Source organism: Alishewanella sp. BS5-314, from assembly GCF_025377695.1.
GTDB lineage: Bacteria > Pseudomonadota > Gammaproteobacteria > Enterobacterales > Alteromonadaceae > Alishewanella > Alishewanella aestuarii.
This window is the reverse complement of sequence record NZ_JACEHJ010000001.1, coordinates 710,793-730,855: the sequence shown is the minus strand read 5'-3', so window position 1 is coordinate 730,855 and position 20,063 is coordinate 710,793. Positions and strand designations below refer to the sequence as shown.

The following is a 20,063-nucleotide window of genomic DNA, read 5'->3' as shown; positions in this document are numbered from 1 at the left end:
GTCGGAGGCAGTAAGTCGATCGTTGTTTTAGGTAAAACCGGAATAACAAAAAGATTTCCACAGGAACATAATATGACCAGCAAGCATTATCTTACCCACGCGGTGCAACTGGCGCTAGCCGGCACCCTGAGCAGTTTAGCGGTATCTTTACCGCTGTATGCGAATACCACCCAACCGCAGGCAGAACCAGAAGTTGAGCGGATAGAGGTGACCGGATCCCGGATCAAGCGCACCGATTTGGAAGGGGTTGCACCGGTGACGGTAATCAGTGCCCTGGAAATTGAAGCCAGTGGCTTTAGCAGTGTTGAAGAATTGCTGCAGTCTTCAGTATTTAACTCAGGCCGGACTATTCAAGGTAACGAGAGTAGTTGGACCCAAGGCGCTTCTACCATCAATATGCGTGGTATGGGCGCTAACCGCACCCTGGTGCTGGTTAATGGAAAACGGATCCCACAATATCCAACCGCAACGGGTGGGCAAAGTAACTTTGTTGATACCTCTACTTTTCCAACCAGTGCCATAGAGCGGATCGAAATCCTCAGTGGCGGTGCCTCGGCCATCTATGGCTCAGATGCCATTGGTGGGGTAGTAAACATTATTCTGAAAAATCAGTTTGAGCGCAGCCAGCTGGATTTACGGCATGAAAATCCGCAACTTGGTGGCCGGGATAAGAGCCGCGCTACATTAACACACGGTATGAACAGCCGTTTAGGGCAAACGGTATTTGTATTGCAATATCGTGATGATGAAATTTTGCGCAGTGGCCAGCGTGAATTTACCAGTCGGTTAGGGCCGGATGGTACCGATACTTTCAGCTCAACCTCAGCCTATCTGCGTGATTACAGCCGGGTATTTCACAACCAGAATATTAGTGGTACCAATGCCACCTACATCATGGCGAATCAACAGCAGTGTCAGGAGTTATTTGGCAGTTATGGCATCTGGAATGATGCAGAAAGTCGCTTTAAATGCCGATATGACTCCACCCGGGATGAAAGTTTGCATACTGGCAAGAAGGAGTGGAACCTGGTGATGAATCATCAGGGCGAGCTGAATGCAGACTGGAACTACAATCTGTTACTGCAAGGCAGTGACCGCGAAACAACCCGTGGCAATGGGCAGAAAAGCATTAGCCCAACCATCTTTATGGACCGTGATAACCCCGGTGTATACAGTTATAACGCTGAAGATTTTGCCCGTAGCCGTGAGTTTCGGGTATACCGGCGGTTAGACGACTATGGCCAACGCCGTGATTATACCGGCTTACAAAATAACCTTAATGGGTCGCTAGGCCTGGAAGGGAAGGTGGCGGACTATGACTTAGCACTGAGCTGGGCGTACGGCAAAAGCACTTTTGAACGCATTGGCCGTAACCAGATGCGCGCAGATCGCCTATTGGAGGTTATCAGTTTTAATCCGGCAGACTCGGCTAATCCAAATAAATGGTATCCGCTGGATAAGATGACGCCGGCGCAAGTGGCACACCTGTATGCGGAAACCTTAACAGATTCCGGCTCTGGGATGAACCAGTTCTCGGCAGTGTTAAGTGGTGATGCTTTTGAGTTACCAGCAGGCACTGCGCAGTTTGCCTGGTCAGCAGAGTGGGCCAGAGAGTGGTACTTTGATGAAAAAGATATCGATACCCTGACGGACAATTTACTGGGACAGGGCGGCACCCAAGGGCGCGGTGAGCGTAAGCGCTACGCTACGGCTGCCGAGTTGGCACTGCCACTGTTAGACCAGCCAGGTTCGCTTGGCAAGCTAGAAGCCAGTATGGCATTGCGTTATGACCATTATGATGATCAATCCAATGTCGGCGGCGCGGTGACGCCTCAGGCCGGTTTGGTTTATCGGCCAACAGAGAGTACCTTAATTCGCCTCAACGGTGGCCGTAGCTTCCGCGCACCGGATTTGCATCGTTTATACGCCGGCCCCAGCCGTAGCTTTACCAGTACCAATCAGCATATTGACCCTAATCATCCGCGCGATGTTACCGACCAATTTGAATCTATTACCGCTGGTAACGTGGATCTGGAAGAAGAAAAAGGCAAATTCTACAACCTGGGTGTCGTTAGTCAGTTAACGGATGACCTTAGTGTACGACTGGATTACTGGCGGATCTCCTTAACCGGTGCGGTATACCGGGAGTCAGCGAGTCGAATTTTGGATAATCCTGCCTATGATATGACCGGCAAAGCCAGCAGTTGCCGTGAGCTGGACTCACTGGGTTATATTATGCAGCGCCAACAAGGCAATGATTACCTTGATATTCTTTGTGTACGCCGCGGCGAAATTAACAGTTCCTATGAAGCGTCTCAGGGTATTGATTTTGAGATAGAATATAAACTTGATTTCAAAAAATATGGGCGCTTACGTTGGAAGGCGGATGTCTCGCACACCCTGAAAAAGGAATATCAGGCGTTTGCTGAGTCTGGCCGGGTGGAAGAAACCAAAGATAATTATTTACCGGCCTGGAAGGCGGGGATCGGCTTGCGTTATAACCTTGGCGACTTTGCGCTTAATCTGAACTGGAACTATCTGGGCTCAGCCGAAGGCTGGCATACCTGGACCTTGCGCGACGCCAATAATGCGGCCTATACCGAGCGCGTGTGGAGTAAGCTGGCGCCGCACAAAGAAACCAATTTGAACGCCAGTTATGATCTTAACCGCAGCGTCAAGCTAACCATGGGGATCAATAATCTGACCAATGCGATGCCACCGCTATTTGCCGAAGGGCATCCGAGCCGGAACAGTCATCCGTATTACCAGACGAATAGCGAGTATAACGTGATTGGCCGAACTCTTTACGGCGCTATCCGCTATAAGTTTTAAATGCTGCAGGCCGCAAGCTCCGCTGGGGCTTGCGACTTTTTCCGATATACATTGCCCCTCTTCTGCCTCTATAATCGGTCATGCTTTAGTCGCTAATAATAGCTTTAACTTCAGGTAAGTATTAGTTTAATGAGCAGCCGCTTCTACCTTGGCAAGATACTGGTCGATCAAGATAATCTTACTCTGACCTCAGAGCAGGGCGAGGCTGTGACGCTACAGTTAAAACCGATAGAGGTGCTGGCGTTTTTAGCCAGTCGTTATCCGGAACTGGTCACGCGCGAAGCCCTGATCGACAATGTCTGGGCCGGCAACGCCTATGTCGGTGAAAAAGCCCTCACCAATGCTATTTGGCAGCTTCGTAATCAATTTCAGCAGTTAGGTGCTGCAGATTGTATTGCTACAGTGCGCAAGAAAGGCTACCGCCTGGATTTGGCACCACTTTATGTTGAAACCTTACCGGCAGAGCTCCAGCCTGTAACAGAGGCACCCCTGTTAGCAGAGTCTGAGACTGTGCAGTTGCCGCCGGTCCGACGTGTCGGAGCGGGTTTTTGGTCTGTTATGGCGAGCTGTCTGTTGTTGATAATAGCGGCGTGGCACTACTGGCCGACCCAAGATATCGCCGCACCAGAGCTGCAAGTTACTGCCTTGACGCATGGTAATGGTCGGGCGACCTTTCCTGCGTTATCCAAAGATGGTCGCTGGTTGGCCTTCAGCTGGCAACAGTATGAGCAACCGGCACAACTGTATCTGGCTGATCTGGCGCAACCCGGCAGTTTTAAACAACTTACTTTCTCAGAGCAAAATACCGGTGCAGCAGTCTGGTCGCCAGATAATAGGTATTTGTATTATTCCAGTCTGACACCAGTACAAGGGCGTTGCAGTATCAACCGCCTGACCTTGCAAACGCTTGGCACAGAGGTGCTAACCAGTTGCAGCCGGCATAGCAGGGTGTACCTGGATATTGCGCCTGATGGCAGTTATTTGCTTTTTAGTGGTTCGCATAATAGTGACGGTAGTAGTTTATACCGGTTAGATTTAAAACCTCAGGTGGAGGCGCCGGTCGCTGTACCGTGCCGCCAACATTGCGAAGCCAGAGTGAGGGACCTGGCGTTTAGCGCAGATGGTACACGTTTACTTTTAACCCGGCGCTTGCATCGCTTATCAGAAGAACTCTTTTTGCGCGATTTAACGACAGGCGATGAGCAGCAACTAACTTTTGGTGAGGAGGATATTCTGGGCGTGAGCTGGCATCCGGATGACAGACGTATTGTTTACAGCGCTTTACAGCATGGCCGACGGCAGGGCTTTGTCTTAGATCCGACCAATGGCAGCGTTCGCAATCTGGGGGTGGATGATTTTGGCGGTCAAAGTCAGGCGGCCACCGATGGTAGTATTTTTTTCCATCGTTTGACCAGTGCTACTCAACTGGCGTACTTGTCATTAGCGCAACAAAGCGGCAGTAGTTTTTTCCCACTTACCTCGTCTGATCACCGTTACGAACATCCCGATTTTAATGCTCACAACAATGCATTGGTCTTTATCAGCAATGCTTCTGGCTACACCGAACTCTGGATGGCTTCGCCAACCATGCAAAACCCCAGGCAACTGACCAGCTTAAAAGGGCGGGTGAAATATCCCAAATGGTCGCATCAGGGCGATAAAGTCGCCTTTGTTGCCCGTTTTCCGGATGAAGAGCGGGATACCCTGACGATCCTGGATGTTGCTACCGGTCAACTCACCAGTCTCGAAACCGAGTTGTTTTGGCACAGCCGGCCGTCATGGTGGCAAGATGACAGTGCCATCTTGTTTAGTGCCAACAGCAACCTGTTTAAGCTGGATTTATCCGATCTGCAACTACGGCAGCTGACCAGCGACGGCGGCGTATTTGCCCAGATGACCAGTGATGGTAACTTGCTGTTTACTAAAGGCCGTAATCTGGGGTTGTGGCAACTGCTGCCTGATGGCTCCCAACAACAAATATTGGATGGCCAGCAGTTTAATACCAGTTATGCCTGGTATGTGGACCAGGAGCAGCTGCTGTTCTTACATGAACAAGCCGGCCAACTGATGTTGCGTAGCTTTGACTGGCAGACGCGACAACTGACAGATCGGGTGCAGTTATCGGCTAAGCAAGTCAGTATTCACAGTAATCTGAGCTATGCCGCAGGACCACAGCGCGCTTTTCTGGCTATCGATCAGCAGAGTCGGGCGGACATTATGCAGCTGCGTCATCCGTTACTGCAGCTGAAATAATTAGGCTCTAGCTTTGCTGGCGTAGCAGAAACTCCGCCAAAGCCTGATAAGCCGGTAGCGAGGTCGCGTCATTGGCGCTATTACTGGCTACCGGATGTGAGGCGAAGCGTACTATCACCATTTCTGCTGTCGGGTCGATGTAAATGGTCTGCCCGTGCACACCCCGCGCAGCAAAAGCGCGATGTGGGTTATGAAATACCCACCACATACTGCGGTAGCTGCCACCAGCTAAACTGCTAAAACCGGCAGCGAAGGCGGCTTTATCACCACCCGCCTGAATGCCACGGGCCAGCTCTGGCGCAATTACTCCGGGTTTACCCAAGGCGGCGTCCAACAGTGCCTGCCCCAAGCGGCCCAAATCTCTCAGGGTGGCACTGATGCCGCCACCGGCAAAGGGTGTACCAAGGGCATCAACAGTAACGTAAGCATCCTGTTGCATCCCCAGTGGCTGCCACAATAGCTCTGACACCAACTGGTTATAGGGTTTACCGGTAACAGTGGCAAGTACCCAACCTAACACATCGCTGTTTACGGTTTTATAGCCAAATACCTTGCCATGCTCTCCGGCGGCTGGCACTGTCATCAGGTATTCGTAGTAACCCACGGGTCCCTGATAGCCGGCCGGTTTCGGCAGCGGGTTTGCCGCGGCACTGTATTGCCAGATATCCGCATTGGGATCAGCATAATCTTCACTATATTTCAGGGCTGTGGTCATATCCATCACCTGCCTTACCGTGGCATTGGCAAAGGCCGAGCCTTGCAGCGCGGGTATCAGGGTACCAACCAGAGCGTTTTCATCAAGCTGCCCCCGGGCGATCAGCATTTCTGCCAGTAAGCCGGTTACCGACTTGGTCATCGACATCGCCGCATGATGTTGCTGTGGGCCTAAACACCCCTGGTAGTTTTCGTAAACCACCTTGCCGCGGTGTAGTACCAGCATGCCATCGGTATAGTTAGCCGCCAGGCCGTCACGCCAGCTGATCGGCCGGTCAGCGCCGGTAGGAGTAAACTGTAGTTCGTCAATCGCCGGATTCAGTGCTTCAGGTAATGCTGAGTAGTGTGCAATGGCGCGTGGAATGGCCGCCGTTGGCAGCAATTCACGCATATGGCAAACACTCCAACGTAACTTGGGAAAACTGAAAAAGTTACTGTCAGGTTGGGTAATCCGCCGCTCTGGTGTTGGCGGGAAACCCTGCATCCAGCCAAGCGTTCGGGGATCGGATAGTTCGGCAGAGAGTGGCGCTGGGGCTGCCAGCGTTACCATTGGCAGCTGATATAGCACAAGTGACAAGAAGCAAGGCAGTACCGAAAGTTTAGGCATAGTGTTCATCCCTGAGTAATCACTGTCTACAGCATAGCAGTTTTCAGCATAAAAAAGGCCTTTACCGCAGTAAAGGCCTAAACCACACAGGGAGGGATTAGAAACGGTAGCTGACGCTAAAATCGATGGTGCGCGGCATAATATAGCGGCCATTCGGCGAAGCCGGATTACGCGGATCCCCTTCGGTAATACCTGCTTTATCAGTCAGGTTGGCCACTGCCAGTTGCGCCGTCAGGTTATCAGTTACCTCCAGCTGCAACCCGAGATCCAGCTTGGTATAGCCTGCAAGGGTGACGGTATTGCCATTATCACCATAGCGATCTGAGACACTGGATACAGTACCGTACAGGGTGGCGAACATATCCGCTACCTCGAAGCCGTAGCTTGGCGTTAGCCGCAGCTGCCATTTCGGCTGGCGGATCGCCTGATTGCCGACCACCAGCGGATCCGGGTGATTGGTAATTTCCGTATCCTGAATAGTCGCATTCAGGTTCAGCATAAAGCCATTGTCGGCAATATAGTTGGCATCAATCTCAATACCTAATGCCTCAGTGGTAAGCACTTCGGCCGGCGCGCCGGGCCGGGTAACAAACAATTCACCCTCGACTTCGTTGTAAAAGCCGGTTAGGTACAGGCTATGATTACGCTCGGCCCATTTGTAACCCAGTTCGTACTGAGTCACTTCTTTAATTAACTTGTCACCGGCGGTAAAGGCATCAAAATTATCACGAAAATCGTCAAAATGCGGCATCTTGTTGCCCTGATTGACGCGGGCAAACACCCCCATATTCGGCTGCCACATATAGTTAGCACCCACAGTCCAGGCGGTTTTGCTTTCATCGTAATCAACGGCTTTGCTGACCCGACCGGTTAACCCCTCGTCCACGGTATAGGCAACCTGATGATTTTCACGGCGTGCGCCGGCATCCAGGCGTAACTGTTCGGTCAGTTGATATTCCACTGCAGCATACAGGGCGCGTGTGGTGCCATCACCGGTGGCATCAATATCATAGTTCCAGCTACAACTGTCCTGCAGGTCATTACACGCCAGACCACTTAAGCGCTCACCACCTTTTTGCAGCACATGCCAGGCCTGATTTCCGATAGACCACCAGTCTTTTACCGAGTAGCGGGTTTGGTATAAGCCAAGAGTATAGACGGCGTTGTCGGTGCGTTGGCTTAGTGCCAGATCATTAGTAAAGGCATTGATATCTTTTAATACTACCCAGCGGCCAATTTGCTGCACAAAGGTGTCATCGCTATAGCTGTTACCGGTTGCGGCGCCGGTCACCACCTCATTGGCGCCCCGGATATCACCCAGCCGCACGGCACCACCTTCCGGTACCAGACCAAAGGTGTTGGCCTGACCATTAATATGGCTAAACCGATAGACGAGGCGCCAGCTGTCGGTCAGATCCAGATCGACACTGCCGCCACTGATACCGCCGTTCCAACCGCGGCCATCGCCAAAGTCAAAGCTGGCGGTTTCGCCGCTGGCGCCATAAGCGATAGTGGCCTGGCGGTTTAACGGGCCAATTTGGGTAAAGGTATTATCGATGCCATCGATATTGAGCGGTACCGGTAAATGCCAGACCCCGTGGTCGTCAGTTTGGCGGGTATAGAAATTAATGCTGCCGTTATCCAGTTCTTTGGTCAGGTTAATCGTAAACTGATGGCCTTTCTCCGAGGTAAAACCGGTTTCGCGTGGTCCTTCCGACTGATTAATATAGCCACCTGCCATAAAGTACAGCCGATCAGCCAGTTTACCGCTTAATACCGCGTCAATGCGTTGTTGACCATAATTGCTGGTACTGTATTTCACTAAACCTTCGGTTTGGTCACTGCCTTCTTTTAACACAAAGTTGGTGGTCAGGCCGGGCTGGCCGTGACTGATCACCGGGTTGGCACCGCCGCGTAAGGCTTCCATAAAGTGGATAGTTTCATCGAGGCGGAAAATCGACGAGTTTTCCAGAAACGACAGCGTCGAAGGAGGATAAATTACAGCGCCATTCAGTTGAATACTGAGGAAGGGGGCATCACCGGTGCTGGGGAAGCCCCGTACGAATACATTAGCGCCCGCCACGCCACCAGAGCTTTCAGACCAGACGCCCGGCACCACAGTAAATAACTCGGCAGTGCTTTTGGGGGCCAGTTTGGTAATGTTTTCTGCGGACACACTGGTAATGGCATAGCTTTGATCTACCCGTAAGCCCGACATGCCGCTGGCCTTACCGGTGACAACAATCTGCTCAATCTGGCTGTTTTCAGTGGTGTTTTCTGTCTGTTCAGTGCTGTTAGTCTGGGCAGCGGCCGGCAGACTAAAGGCTAAAATAATGGCACTGGTGATCTTATTAAGCGGTAACCTCATGCGATGTCTCCAAGTCTATCCTGTTGATAAGTTGCCGGCGGTTTTTTGAACATTATTTGCCGTACGCGCTAACATTAGGACAGTTTGCAATCGATTGCAATAGGGCTTTTGTGCTTTTTGCATACGATTGCAGAAAATTTTTCGCAGAATTTTCCATCTCAGCAGTCAGCCGGGGCCGCGAGCATTGCAGCCAGAGATCTGATCGGGCATTATGCGGTGAGTACGGCTAACAAAACGAACAGGTATGTTGTGGTAAAAGAGTGTGCAAAAGTGCTGACGCTGGCGGATATTGCCAGGTTAGCCGGTGTTTCAGAGTCAACAGCGTCGCGGGCGTTACGGGATAACCCGGTGATCAATGCCGCTACCCGGGAAAAGGTGCAGCAAATTGCCGCCGCCCATCAGTTTAAAGTGAATGCTACCGCCCGCAGTCTGCGCACGCAAAAAAGCCATACCATAGCGGTAATTATCCTGTTTGATGCCAAAACCCAGCAAAGCATTACCGACCCCTTTTTGCTGGATATTCTGGGCGTGATTGCCGATGAGTTAACCCGTCAGGGCTACGATATGCTGCTTAGTACCAGCAAGACCACCGACAAAGACTGGCGCAGTTACTACTTTGATTCAAAACGGGCCGATGGCCTGATTGTGATTGGACAGGGCGAGCACGATGAACGGGTGCAACAGCTGGCAGAGGCGGGTGTACCCTTTGTGGTCTGGGGCGCGGCAAACGGTGATGAGACCTTTCCGGTAATTGGTAGCGATAACCGTCAGGGGGCGCGGCTGGCAGTTGAGCACTTGCTACATCAGGGCTGTCAGCGGGTGGCCTTTCTCGGCGATATCCGGCATACCGAGATTGAAATGCGGTATCTCGGTTATCAGGATGCATTGGCGCAAGCCGGCTTGCCGGTCGAGCCGGCCTTACAGCTGAACACCGACTTTACTGCTCAGGATGCCTATCTGAAAACCCAGCAAGTGCTGTTTCAGCAATTGCCAACACTGGATGCGATCTTCGCCGCCAGTGATGCGATTGCCATGGGCGCGATGAAGGCGCTGCTGGAGCACGGCGTGCAGGTGCCGCAACAGCTGGCGCTGGTTGGTTTTGACGATATAGCGATGTCTGCCTACTGCACTCCCTCGTTAAGTACTGTGAAGCAAGATACCCAGGCCGGCGGTAAGTTACTGGTCAGCGCCTTATTGCAGCGTATTCAGGGCGCGGCGGTGCCGTCAGCTCAGCTGCCGGTGCGCTTGTTGTGCCGGCAGTCGAGTTTACGGCAGTTATAATCCGCGCTTACAGTGTCAGCAGTCGCTCCGCGTCTAACGCCTGCAGTGTTGGGAAAACCATTAGCGCCTCGCGTAGCTGCTCCGGCTGGCCGATACCGATAGCGCGCATCCCGGCACGGTTAATCGCCGTCACGCCAGCGGCGGCATCTTCAACCCCGAGGCAATGCTCCGGTGCAATCTGCAGCAGCGCCGCTGCCTGCAAAAAGATCTCCGGATCCGGTTTGCTATGTTTAACTGTGGCGGCATCGGCAATGGCATCAAATTCCCCGGCAATGCCCAGCCGCTGCAACACAAAGGCGGCATTTTTACTGGCCGAAGCCAGGCCCAGTTTAATACCGCTTTGTTTCAGCCGGGCGAACAACTCGCGCACCCCCGGAAATAAATCCGCTGCCGTCATGCCGGCAATTAGCTGCAAATAATGTGCATTTTTACGTGCCATTAAACGTTCTTCTTCGGCCGCAGGCAGTGTCAGGCCGCCTTTTTGTAAGATCAGTCGCAGTGAGCCCAGCCGGTCCACACCTTTCAGGTGCTCGTTATCCTGCTCGGTAAAGGCTATTCCCAGAGAGTGCGCCAGTGCCTGCCAGGCCTGAAAATGATAGTGGGCGGTGTCGGTCAGCACGCCATCTAAATCAAAAATAACCGCCTGAATCATAAGTGAGCTCCCGTTGTCAGCGTAACAGGTTGACCATGGAGATAAAGCGTCAGCGGCTCGCCTCTTAATAGCTCGCACCTGGCTTCTGTGGCCGTGACGGTAATGCGCAGTAAGCGCTGCTGATACTGCAAATGAAAGCGCAATTGCCCCAGTTGCGGTGGCAGCTTGGGCGCCAGATACAGGCCGTCCGCTCTTACCCGCACGCCGGCAAAACCCTGCACCAGGCTTAACCAGCTGCCGGCCATACAGGCGATATGTACACCCACTTCGGTATTGCCATGGTGGTTATCCAAATCCATCCGTGCTGAGTCGCCAAAGAAGTGCTGCGCCCGGGTAATATCGCCGGTTTCCGCAAAGGCGATACTGTGAATACAGGCCGACAAACTGGAGTCATGCGTCGTCAGAGGCTCGTAGTACGCCAGATCACGGGCTTTCTGTGCCGGGCTGATCTGATCATCCAACAGCACATTCGCCAGCACGGTATCGGCTTGTTTCAGCACCTGATGCCGGTAAATCACCAGCGGATGGAAGTGCAGCAACAGCGGGTACTTTTCCGCCGGCGTGTTGGCGAAATCCCAGCGCTGCTTTTGCAAAAAGCTATCATCCTGCGCATGGATTTGCAGCTCACTGTCGTAGGGCAGGTACATCTGACTGGCGGCTTGTTGCCACTTGGCCAGTTCTTTGCTACTCACGCCCAGGCGGTTTGCCCAGGTAGGTTCTGCCGTCAGCAATTCACAGCAGAAGCTCAGCTGCAGCTTTACCATGGCATTGGTGTAGTAGTTGTTGTTAACGATAGCGGTGTATTCATCCGGGCCGGTAACCTGATGGATCTCAAAGCGACCGCCGGCACGCGGATTAAAAAAGCCCAGCTCCAGCCACAGCCGGCTGGTTTCCACCAGCATTTCCATCCCCATACTGGCCATAAAATCGCGATCGCCACTGGCCAGGTAATAGCTACGGATCGCATAGGCGATGGCAGCATTAATATGGTATTGCGCGGTACCTGCCGGAAAGTAAGCGGAGCACTCCTCGCCACCTATGGTGCGCCACGGATAGAGTGCGCCACGTTGATGTGACATCTGCCGTGCCCGCGCTCTGGCGGCCGGTAGCTGGCTATAGCGATGCGCCAGTAACTGTCTGGCCAGCCCGGGTTGCAGCAGGCTCATCACCGGGATCACATAGACCTCGGTATCCCAGAAATAGTGACCATCATAACCCGGCCCGGTCAGGCCCTTGGCCGCGATATTACTCTGGCCGTTACGGCCGGCAGATTGCGCCAGACTAAACAGGTTAAAGCGGATCCCTTGTTGCAGCGCCAGATCGCCGGCAATTTCCAGATCTGCGCCCTGCCAGAACTGCTGCCACCATTGATGCTGTTCGGTCATTAAGGTGTTAAAGCCGGCAGTGGCGGCATCCTGTAACGTCTGCTGTGCCTGCTGGCATAACTGTGCGGTATCGGCACCGGCTGCGGCGTGTTGGTACACCACCAGCTTGTGTACGCTCAGCGGCTTACCTTGCTCCAGGTGTAGCTGATATTCCTGCTGTAAGTAGTTATCTGCGGTTATCGCTGGCGGCAGAGATGGTGTTGCCGCCGGTAATTGGTCCTGCCAGCAGGCGACTACCCAACTGTCACTGCCTTTGGCCTGATGCAACATCTGGCCCCCCTGAGGTAATAACGCTTGTTGCCGCAGGCTCAGGCTATCAGCAATCGACATCACGCCAACGCGCGGATCGTCGGCTTTATGATAACCGGCGTAAGCCGCATCCAGGGCACTGCTCAGTGTTACCGGGCCGCTAAAATTCAGGGCGGTCAGGGTCAGTTCGATAACCAGTAGCTGTGGTCTTTGCTGGGAAATAAAACGCCGGCTCTGCAGCTGCAGTTGTTTACCGCTCTGGCTTTGCCAGATCCAGTTGCGATGCAGTACGCCGCTTTGCATGTCCAGTTGCCGCTGATGAGATAGCGCCCCCCCGATGTTGACGCTTTGCTGGTCCACACTTACGCGCAGTACCTTACCATTAGCTACCTGCAGCATCTTATGATTGTGTTTGGCGAAGGCATAGGCGCTTTCGCCATAGACAATAGGCTCACTGCTGTAGACGCCATTCAGGTAGGTGCCCTCACAGTGCGGCACGCCGGCCGGTGCGCCTTCTTCAAAACTGCCGCGGGTACCCAGATAACCATTGCCCAGACTAAGCAGGGTTTCTTTAAGCATATAGTCCGCAGGCCGGTAGTCGTTATCCGGCAGTTGCCAGGCGGCCAGGGCCAATGCAGTTTCGGATGGGGGTTGCGCTTGGGTTGTCATCACATCACCTGTTTGTTTGCACGCGTCTTACCGTTTCGGGCACTATACAATGAAGATTTATTTAATTGCAATCGATTGCAAAGATAAACTTAAGCGGTGTATAGTGCAAGCGCAATGCTTAAAAAAACCGCAGTACAGACAGGGCTGCGCACAGCGTTTATAACGATAAGAGCAAATAACTATGGCCATATTCCGGATCAAACTCAGTTTAATCCTGACCTATTTTGTGTTCGCTATCCTGCTGAACAGTGTTGGTACTGTGATCCTGCAGGTGATTCACAGCTACCAAATCAGCAAAGAAGCCGCCAGTGTGCTGGAGGGCTTTAAAGATATCCCGATAGCGGTGGTGTCTTTTCTGATCGCGGCCTGGTTACCCCGGCTCGGCTATAAAAATGCGATGCTGATAGGCGTGGCGCTGTTATTCGCCGGTTGTCTGGCAATGCCGCTACTGCCATCCTTTCTGACTACTAAGCTGTTGTTTTTATTGGTAGGCGCCGGCTTTGCGCTGGTAAAGGTTTCGGTTTATGCCAGCATAGGTGTGGTGACCAGCAATCAGGCACAGCATGCGTCTTTGCTCAATACCATAGAGGGCTGCTTTATGCTGGGCGTGCTTAGCGGCTACTGGATCTTTGCTTATTTTATGGATCCGCTGCAGCCAGCGTCTGCCGGCTGGTTAGAGGTGTACTGGTGGCTGGCGGCGTTAGCGGCAATTAATCTGCTATTGCTGTTAAGTACTCAGTTTCCACGTCTGGTATTGCCGCCGGTAACGCATGCCGCAGAAGATTTTTTCGACATGCTGAGGCTGGTTTACCGGCCGCTGGTGTTTGTGTTTGTGATGTCGGCATTTTTGTATGTGTTGATGGAGCAGGGGATCGGCAGCTGGTTGCCGACCTTTAATAATCAGGTACTGGGCTTGCCGAATCAGTTGAGTGTGCAGCTAACCAGCATCTTTGCCGCCAGTCTGGCGCTGGGGCGTCTGCTGGCCGGTCAGTTACTGAAAACGCTGAACTGGTATGGCTTGCTAAATGGCTGCCTGATAGGCATGGCAGTGCTGATTTTACTGACGCTGCCGCTGACCAAAAATGTGGTATTGGCAGCGGAACTCAATCTGCTGAACGCGCCGCTGGCAGCCTATCTGTTTCCGCTGATTGGGTTATTTATGGCGCCGGTGTATCCGGTGATTAACTCGTTTATTCTCAGTGCCTTACCGCAAACCAAACATGCCGCCATGACCGGCCTTATCGTGGTGTTTTCGGCATTGGGCGGCACCACCGGCTCCATTATCACCGGCTTTACTTTCGCTCGCTTTAGCGGTCAGACTGCTTTTTATCTGACCTTGCTACCGTTATCGTTGCTGGCACTGAGTCTGTACTGGTTAAGGCGGCTGCGTCAGCACACACCCGTCAGCTAGTGTTGTGATACCGGTGATAGGGGCGGGATAATCAGGGCGTCATTTAAAGCATGACGCCCTTGTTTGTTACTATACAGCGGTATCAAAATCCGCCGTTAAAGCTCGGATGCAGATTGTTCTGGTTGTGATTGCTGCCACTTTCCCAGTCCTGCCCACTACCACCGGTGGGGCCTTTGCGGGTTTTCCACTCGAAGTTACCTTGCGCCGGAATAGTGACTTCCCAGACGTTGCCACTGGTCCAGGTACCCTCAATGCCGCCACCCCAGTTGGTCAGATCCGGGCTGCTGCCGGTGAAAAATAACGAGAAACCATAACCAACATCTTTGGTCATCCGCAACGTAATAGTGCCTGGTTGATTGGCCGCTGGCGCCTGAGGCACCCAAACCGACCAGCCATTCCCTTCACTGATATTAACCGGGAAATTGGCAAAGCCCTGTGCATTGGTGGTGATGGTGCCGCTGATATTGCCGGTGTAATCGTAAAAGGTGGTGTTGGGTTGACGGCTGTTGATCCAAAACGATTGTTGCACACCCCAGTTACGACCCGATATCAGCATGACTAAACCGGTGCCAGGCACAGTGCTTAGCCCTTCACGTACATAAGCATACACGGCCTCGGTATTGCCAGAATATTCATGGCCAGGGCCATAGGCAAAGTAACGGCGGGCTTCAATCAGCTTATCCAGCGTCGGAGCCATTCCAAACTCATCGTAATCGCGGGCAAAGACAGTCGGCACACCATGTTCACGTAGCATGATGTAGGCGTAGGCCTGGTTCTTATAGCTGATCACCTGTGGCATACCATAAGGATTGCCGGCACGGCTGGTATCATGGTTATCGACAAAGGTTACCGCCCGGTCTCGGTGCCGGCTATTTACCAGGCCTCCCCACCAGCGCATATCTTTGCTACCACTACTTAAGGCCACAAAGTCTTCGCGTAGTTTAAAGTCAAAGGCACGTAAATGCGGCGTATTGACGGCGTCCAGATAGCCATTGATATCACTGACCCAGGCTTCTGCGACAAAGAATATATCGTCGCTGGTCGCCCACTGCACATGATTGATCCAATCGCGGGTAAAATCAGTGTCGACATGGGCAATCGCATCCATCCGAAAGCCACTAAAGCCCACATTGTTGATGATCCACTCACCCCAGGCTTTCATTTCCTGCTGCACTTCAAAGCGGTTGTAGTCAACATCTTCGCCCATCAGATAAGGAAAATGGAACGTATTGCCCCACCATTTGCCGGGATATAACTGGTTGTCCGAGCCATTAAAAGCCGTCCAGTTCCAGTCGAAGTCGTGCCACAGATAGCCCCAATTTTGCTGGGTATAGTGTGCCTGGCGACCTTGTAAGTGATACCCGGTCCAGGCCAAGCCAAAGCCGGGAATATTCTCTTGCACATCGGCGCCCATCCGGTGATTAAACACCACATCAAAATAGGCCTGTATTCCCAGTTGATCGAGGGCACTTAGTGCCTGCTGCAACTGCGCGCGGCTACCATAGCGGGTCGCGATGGTTCCTTTTTGGTTAAATTCTCCCAGATCCCAGAAATCGTAAACATCGTAGCCAACGCTGTTGGTACCATTCATGCCTTTAGCCGCAGGAGGCAACCAGATCGAGGTGATGCCGCGTTCTGCCAAGGGCGCGGCCATAGTGGGTAAATTGGCCCAGAGGCCCGGATAGGCGTCCCAGTAAAACGCCTGATACATGGTATTGTTTACCTGTTGCGGCGGGATCTGCGGTAACGGGTTGGCCTGCAGGCTAAGGCAAAAGCTGAGTGCCGTTACGGCAATAATGCTGTGGCGCAAGCGCTGCCAAATGGAGGTTTTCGCTGTATTTTGCATGGTTTTACCTGAAAATAAAAAGTTTTATTTCCGGCCTGTCGTTGTACTACCCGGCTTCATGCCTTGCCGTCCCACGACTTTGTCCTTGTTGTTACTCCCCGCGCTTCCAAGCGCCACCAGCTGTACCTAACAGGCCTCACGATCTTTGCACTAAAAGTTTGCACAAAGCCCTACTGTTATGGCCAAGTTGGTGCAGGTGAACAAGATGAATACGTATGCAACGACTAATTAACGAAAAATTTGCTCTGTTTTAGGGAAACAGTGGTGTTGCGCGGCTCGCTTCCTCTGCTCTGCGCAGGTCAAAGCAAAGCGCAATCCGGCTAATGGCCGGGCGGCGTTCAGACCGCCGGCGTGTCGGGCACTAGGCCCACATCACTGCGATGGCGGCCAGTACTATCAGAGCCAGGCCGCCGTGATCGGTTCTTTGCAGCTTTTCTTTAAAGAAAAAGGCGGAGATCAGCAGCATAAACAACACTTCGACCTGGCCCAGTGTTTTGACCAACGCGACTGATTCCAGGCTCATGGCGGTAAACCAGCCAATTGAGCCGATGCAGCTGCTGATACTGATCAACAGAGTCAGCCGCGGACGTCGCCACAGAGCCAGCAAGGTGCTGCGCTCCCGCCACAGCAGGTAGCTGAGTAAGATCAGGGTTTGCAGTAAAATCACGACCAACAGCACCCAGGCCGCACCGTGCGGGAAAGGTAGCCCCAGCGCCAGACTGGCCTGCCGTACCCAGAGCGAGGTTAGCGCAAAGCTCAAGCCACTGCTGATGCCAAGTAATAAGACCGGCCACGATAGCTGTCGCCAGCTGGCGCCGCTGAGCAAGAATACGGCTACCGCCCCCAGTAGTACCCCGACCCAACCCAGCAAACTTAACGATTCACTAAAAAAGGCGACTCCCAGTATCGCAGCCAGTATGGCTTCACTTTTCGCCAATCCGGCGCCAATGGCATAGTTGCGCAACTTAAACAGTTTGACCATTAAGGCGGTGGCAATAATTTGCGCAACAGCAGCACCGACAATAAAAAATACAAAGCGGTGGTTGAAGGTAGGCAAGGCCACGGGTTGCCATTGATAAAGACCCGCCAGATACAGCGCTGCCAGTGGTGAAGCCCAGATAAAGCGTGCCAGCGTCACGCCGGCGATACTGACGTCTCGACTTAATTGTTTTTGAAACGCATTGCGCCAGGCCTGCATAAAGGCCGCCAGCAAGGTAAAGGGGATCCAAAGCACTGCAATTACTCATAAGACGTCAAGATGGCTATGCTAACCGATGTTGCACTAACACAGAAGAGAGCGGTCTAACTTTGTATGACCAACGTATCTATTACTACGAGTCATTTGCCATAGCAACGCCAAAGGAGGCTGAGATGTTTATTCTGTTAACAGCCTTGTGCTGTACCGCAGTACTGTATGCGCTTTACCAAAGCCTGGGCAGTTTTTGGGCTGAACGGCATGCCTATCAGAATGCCCGCCACCATGCTCATAAAACCCTGCATGATCAGGTATTGCGGCAGGCATTGCAGGAAGCGGATGCTGCCGGATTAGGGAGTACTTTTCGTGCCTATGTCAGTGGGGTGATGGTAGTAACCGGTCAGGTCAGAATACAGGTTGGCCAGCTGTTGTGGATCTTTGAGCAATTGGAGCAGGGTAAACGTTTTGACCCGGCGCAACCGGTACCCCGTTTTACCAAAGTCTGACGCTGCTGGGGACATGACCGGTCCAGCGTTTAAAGGCTCGTCTGAAATTATGCTCGTCGGAATACCCTAATTCACTGGCCAGTTGCCGGTTGGATAACCTGCTTTGTAACAGCAGTAAGTTGGCCAGATCACAACGTAAATCATCGGCCAGGGCGGCAAAATGGGTGTCTTGTTGTTGCAACAGGCGCTTCAGGCTACTGCTGCTGAGCCCCAGATAACTGGCAAGCTGCTCCAGACTGGCTTGTTGCGGCAGTGCCCGATACAGCTGGCGCTGGATCAGCTCCAATAAACCACGTTGCGGTGGCAAACGGCGGTTTAACTGATAGCAGGCACGGCTCAGATCCCGGAATCCGGCAGCCTGGCGCGTAATAAAAGGCCGATACCAGAGACTAAGCGGAATATGCAGCGCGTCCAGCGGCTGACTAAAGCGCGCCGGGCAGGGCCAGTGACTATTAAAATGCGCCAAATGTGCGGGTGAGGTTTGCTTTAACTGAATATTCAATTCGTCGGCGCGCTGCGTGCCCAGCTGCACCAAACGGACTAAGAATGCCATCGCCAGTTTGATAATAAAGGCTTGCTGTGTGCCCAATTGCACTGCGGGCTTGAGCACTATACTCAGGTGGCTGTCGGTTTTGCGCAGCAACACAAAGATCCCCGGCAACAATTGATGCCGGAAATAATAAAGCTGGCGCAGGCTGGTCGCCAGGTTTGCCGCCAGCGGCAAGCTTTGACAGAGCGAGCTGTGCTTATTGTGTAACAGGCTATCGGCCAGAATAAAGGGCAGTTCCGGGCTGGCTAGCTGCTGGCTGCGTGCAACTAGCGTTAGCCAGTCGCGATGATGGCAGCGGCTCTCGGCCAGGCTTAAATCCTGCTCAAATATCTGGGTGCCGTGTAACAGTTTGTGCAGGTTGGCACCACGGCGCTGCGCTAATTGCAGCAAGTCGGTCACGCCATGCCGCAGTAGCAGGTTTTTGTCGCTGAGGTTAAAGGCGCCCGGCAGCAAGGTATTAGTCCGGCTGTAGCTGATAAGCCTGGCTTTTACGCTTTACCGCCAGTAGCTGTTGTTCGGCGCGGGCCAGTACTGTCGCCGCTTCCGCATGATTGACCTGCTGGCTGGCGATGGATAAGCTTAACTGCTGCTCGCCGCTGTTAAGCAAGGTCAGTTGTTGCTGCAGGTGTTGCGCCATAATATCGGCCTCGCGCTGGCGGGTATTGACCAGTAGCACAACAAAGCGATCACCGGCATAGCGGCACAGTACGTCAGAGCTGCGTAATTGGCTACTGAGTAATTCAGCCAGCTGCACCAGGTACTGATCGCCGGCGGCCATGCCGTGCTGGCGGTTAAAGGCGCTAAATTGATCAATCCCCAGCATCAGCAAACTCAGTGGTTGCTGTTGTTCGCGGTGCAGTTCAATTTCGCGCTTTAGCACCGCATACAGGTAATCCAGACCATACAGCTGAGTCAGAGGGTCCAACAAGCGGTGGTCACGCAAAAACAGCTCCCGCCCTTGCAGTTGCCGGTTAATTATTCGCTGTTCGCGATGCCACCCCACTAAACCATAGGTCAGCGCCAGCATGCCAAGAGGCGCAGGTAGTGACTCCAGCCAGCTCATAGTACGCAAATGTTCCGGGTAGCGTAGAAATTCATCCAGTAAATCAAGGGTAAAAGAACAGACCAGCAGCAGGCTGCCATAGTACAGCCACTCGGTAATATGACCGGAGGGTCTGCTGGTAACAATCAGGGTCAGCCAGCACAAGGCCACCAGCAAGACGATGCCTTCGCCCAGAATATCCAGCCAGTCGATACTGGCCCAGGGTTTTACTTCGCACAGCTGAAAAGCCAGAACAAGGGCTGCCAGCAGCAGTAACAAAGTAAGCGCAATTTTATACCGGTGTTGTCGCCACATAGAGAGATCCGCTTTTTCAGGTACAGCCGCAGCTGCCCGCTTGATAACGGGTATTTTGTGGCAAGCAGATGACACTACCATGACAGCACAGAGCGGGTGCTATTTTAGTCTGAGCTAAAATGACCCGGGTCAGGGTAGCTCAACCTAACGGCAATTTGTCGTTTTTTTGTCATATCCGCTTAGCACAC

Annotated in this window: 13 protein-coding genes; 5 read left to right on the top strand and 8 right to left on the bottom strand. The window is 52.9% G+C overall.

What is annotated here, in order from left to right; genetic code table 11:
- Positions 1-72 precede the first annotated feature (72 nt).
- Both H1D31_RS03350 and H1D31_RS03345 read left to right on the top strand, forming a co-directional pair.
- On the top strand, positions 73-2,832 hold the full coding sequence (locus H1D31_RS03350; protein ID WP_261256038.1) for a TonB-dependent receptor domain-containing protein: 2,760 nt from the start codon (positions 73-75) through the stop codon (positions 2,830-2,832).
- A gap of 129 nt (positions 2,833-2,961) precedes the next feature.
- A complete protein-coding gene (locus tag H1D31_RS03345) occupies positions 2,962-5,085 on the top strand; it encodes a winged helix-turn-helix domain-containing protein (RefSeq protein WP_261256035.1) in 2,124 nt (707 codons plus the stop codon).
- Positions 5,086-5,092: 7 nt separating this feature from the next.
- Here H1D31_RS03345 and H1D31_RS03340 read toward each other — a convergent pair whose 3' ends face one another.
- Entirely contained in the window at positions 5,093-6,406 is a 1,314-nt protein-coding gene (locus tag H1D31_RS03340; RefSeq protein WP_261256030.1) for a serine hydrolase domain-containing protein, read from the bottom strand.
- A 97-nt stretch (positions 6,407-6,503) separates the two neighbouring features.
- Positions 6,504-8,774 (bottom strand): TonB-dependent receptor, encoded by a 2,271-nt coding sequence (locus H1D31_RS03335; protein ID WP_261256028.1) that lies wholly within the window; start codon positions 8,772-8,774, stop codon positions 6,504-6,506.
- Between the two features lie 249 nt (positions 8,775-9,023).
- On the opposite strand from H1D31_RS03335, the gene H1D31_RS03330 reads away from it, so the two are divergent.
- Positions 9,024-10,055 carry a LacI family DNA-binding transcriptional regulator gene (locus H1D31_RS03330; RefSeq protein WP_039928601.1) on the top strand — a complete coding sequence of 344 codons (1,032 nt, stop codon included), beginning with the start codon at positions 9,024-9,026 and terminating at the stop codon, positions 10,053-10,055.
- Between the two features lie 7 nt (positions 10,056-10,062).
- Here H1D31_RS03330 and pgmB read toward each other — a convergent pair whose 3' ends face one another.
- Both pgmB and H1D31_RS03320 read right to left on the bottom strand, forming a co-directional pair.
- A complete protein-coding gene (gene pgmB, locus H1D31_RS03325) occupies positions 10,063-10,707 on the bottom strand; it encodes a beta-phosphoglucomutase (RefSeq protein WP_261256017.1) in 645 nt (214 codons plus the stop codon).
- Complete coding sequence (locus H1D31_RS03320) at positions 10,704-13,010, bottom strand: glycoside hydrolase family 65 protein (protein WP_261256013.1); 2,307 nt, start codon at positions 13,008-13,010, stop codon at positions 10,704-10,706. The genes pgmB and H1D31_RS03320 overlap by 4 nt, the downstream gene beginning before the upstream one ends.
- Positions 13,011-13,191: 181 nt before the next feature.
- Between H1D31_RS03320 and H1D31_RS03315 the strand changes: the two genes are divergently transcribed.
- Positions 13,192-14,421 (top strand): MFS transporter, encoded by a 1,230-nt coding sequence (locus H1D31_RS03315; RefSeq protein ID WP_261256010.1) that lies wholly within the window; start codon positions 13,192-13,194, stop codon positions 14,419-14,421.
- An 82-nt stretch (positions 14,422-14,503) separates the two neighbouring features.
- On the opposite strand, the gene H1D31_RS03310 is transcribed toward H1D31_RS03315, so the two are convergent.
- Together H1D31_RS03310 and H1D31_RS03305 are read right to left on the bottom strand one after the other, a co-directional pair.
- Positions 14,504-16,267 (bottom strand): alpha-amylase domain-containing protein, encoded by a 1,764-nt coding sequence (locus H1D31_RS03310; protein WP_261256008.1) that lies wholly within the window; start codon positions 16,265-16,267, stop codon positions 14,504-14,506.
- Positions 16,268-16,628: 361 nt separating this feature from the next.
- Entirely contained in the window at positions 16,629-17,501 is an 873-nt protein-coding gene (locus tag H1D31_RS03305) for a DMT family transporter (protein WP_261256006.1), read from the bottom strand.
- Positions 17,502-17,638: 137 nt separating this feature from the next.
- Here H1D31_RS03305 and H1D31_RS03300 point away from each other — a divergent pair, with 137 nt between their 5' ends.
- Complete coding sequence (locus H1D31_RS03300) at positions 17,639-17,968, top strand: hypothetical protein (protein WP_261256003.1); 330 nt, start codon at positions 17,639-17,641, stop codon at positions 17,966-17,968.
- On the opposite strand, the gene H1D31_RS03295 is transcribed toward H1D31_RS03300, so the two are convergent.
- Complete coding sequence (locus tag H1D31_RS03295) at positions 17,955-18,971, bottom strand: AraC family transcriptional regulator (RefSeq protein WP_261256001.1); 1,017 nt, start codon at positions 18,969-18,971, stop codon at positions 17,955-17,957. The two genes, H1D31_RS03300 and H1D31_RS03295, sit on opposite strands and share 14 nt — an antisense overlap.
- A gap of 4 nt (positions 18,972-18,975) precedes the next feature.
- On the bottom strand, positions 18,976-19,875 hold the full coding sequence (locus H1D31_RS03290; protein WP_261255999.1) for a GGDEF domain-containing protein: 900 nt from the start codon (positions 19,873-19,875) through the stop codon (positions 18,976-18,978).
- Between the last annotated feature and the right edge of the window lie 188 nt (positions 19,876-20,063).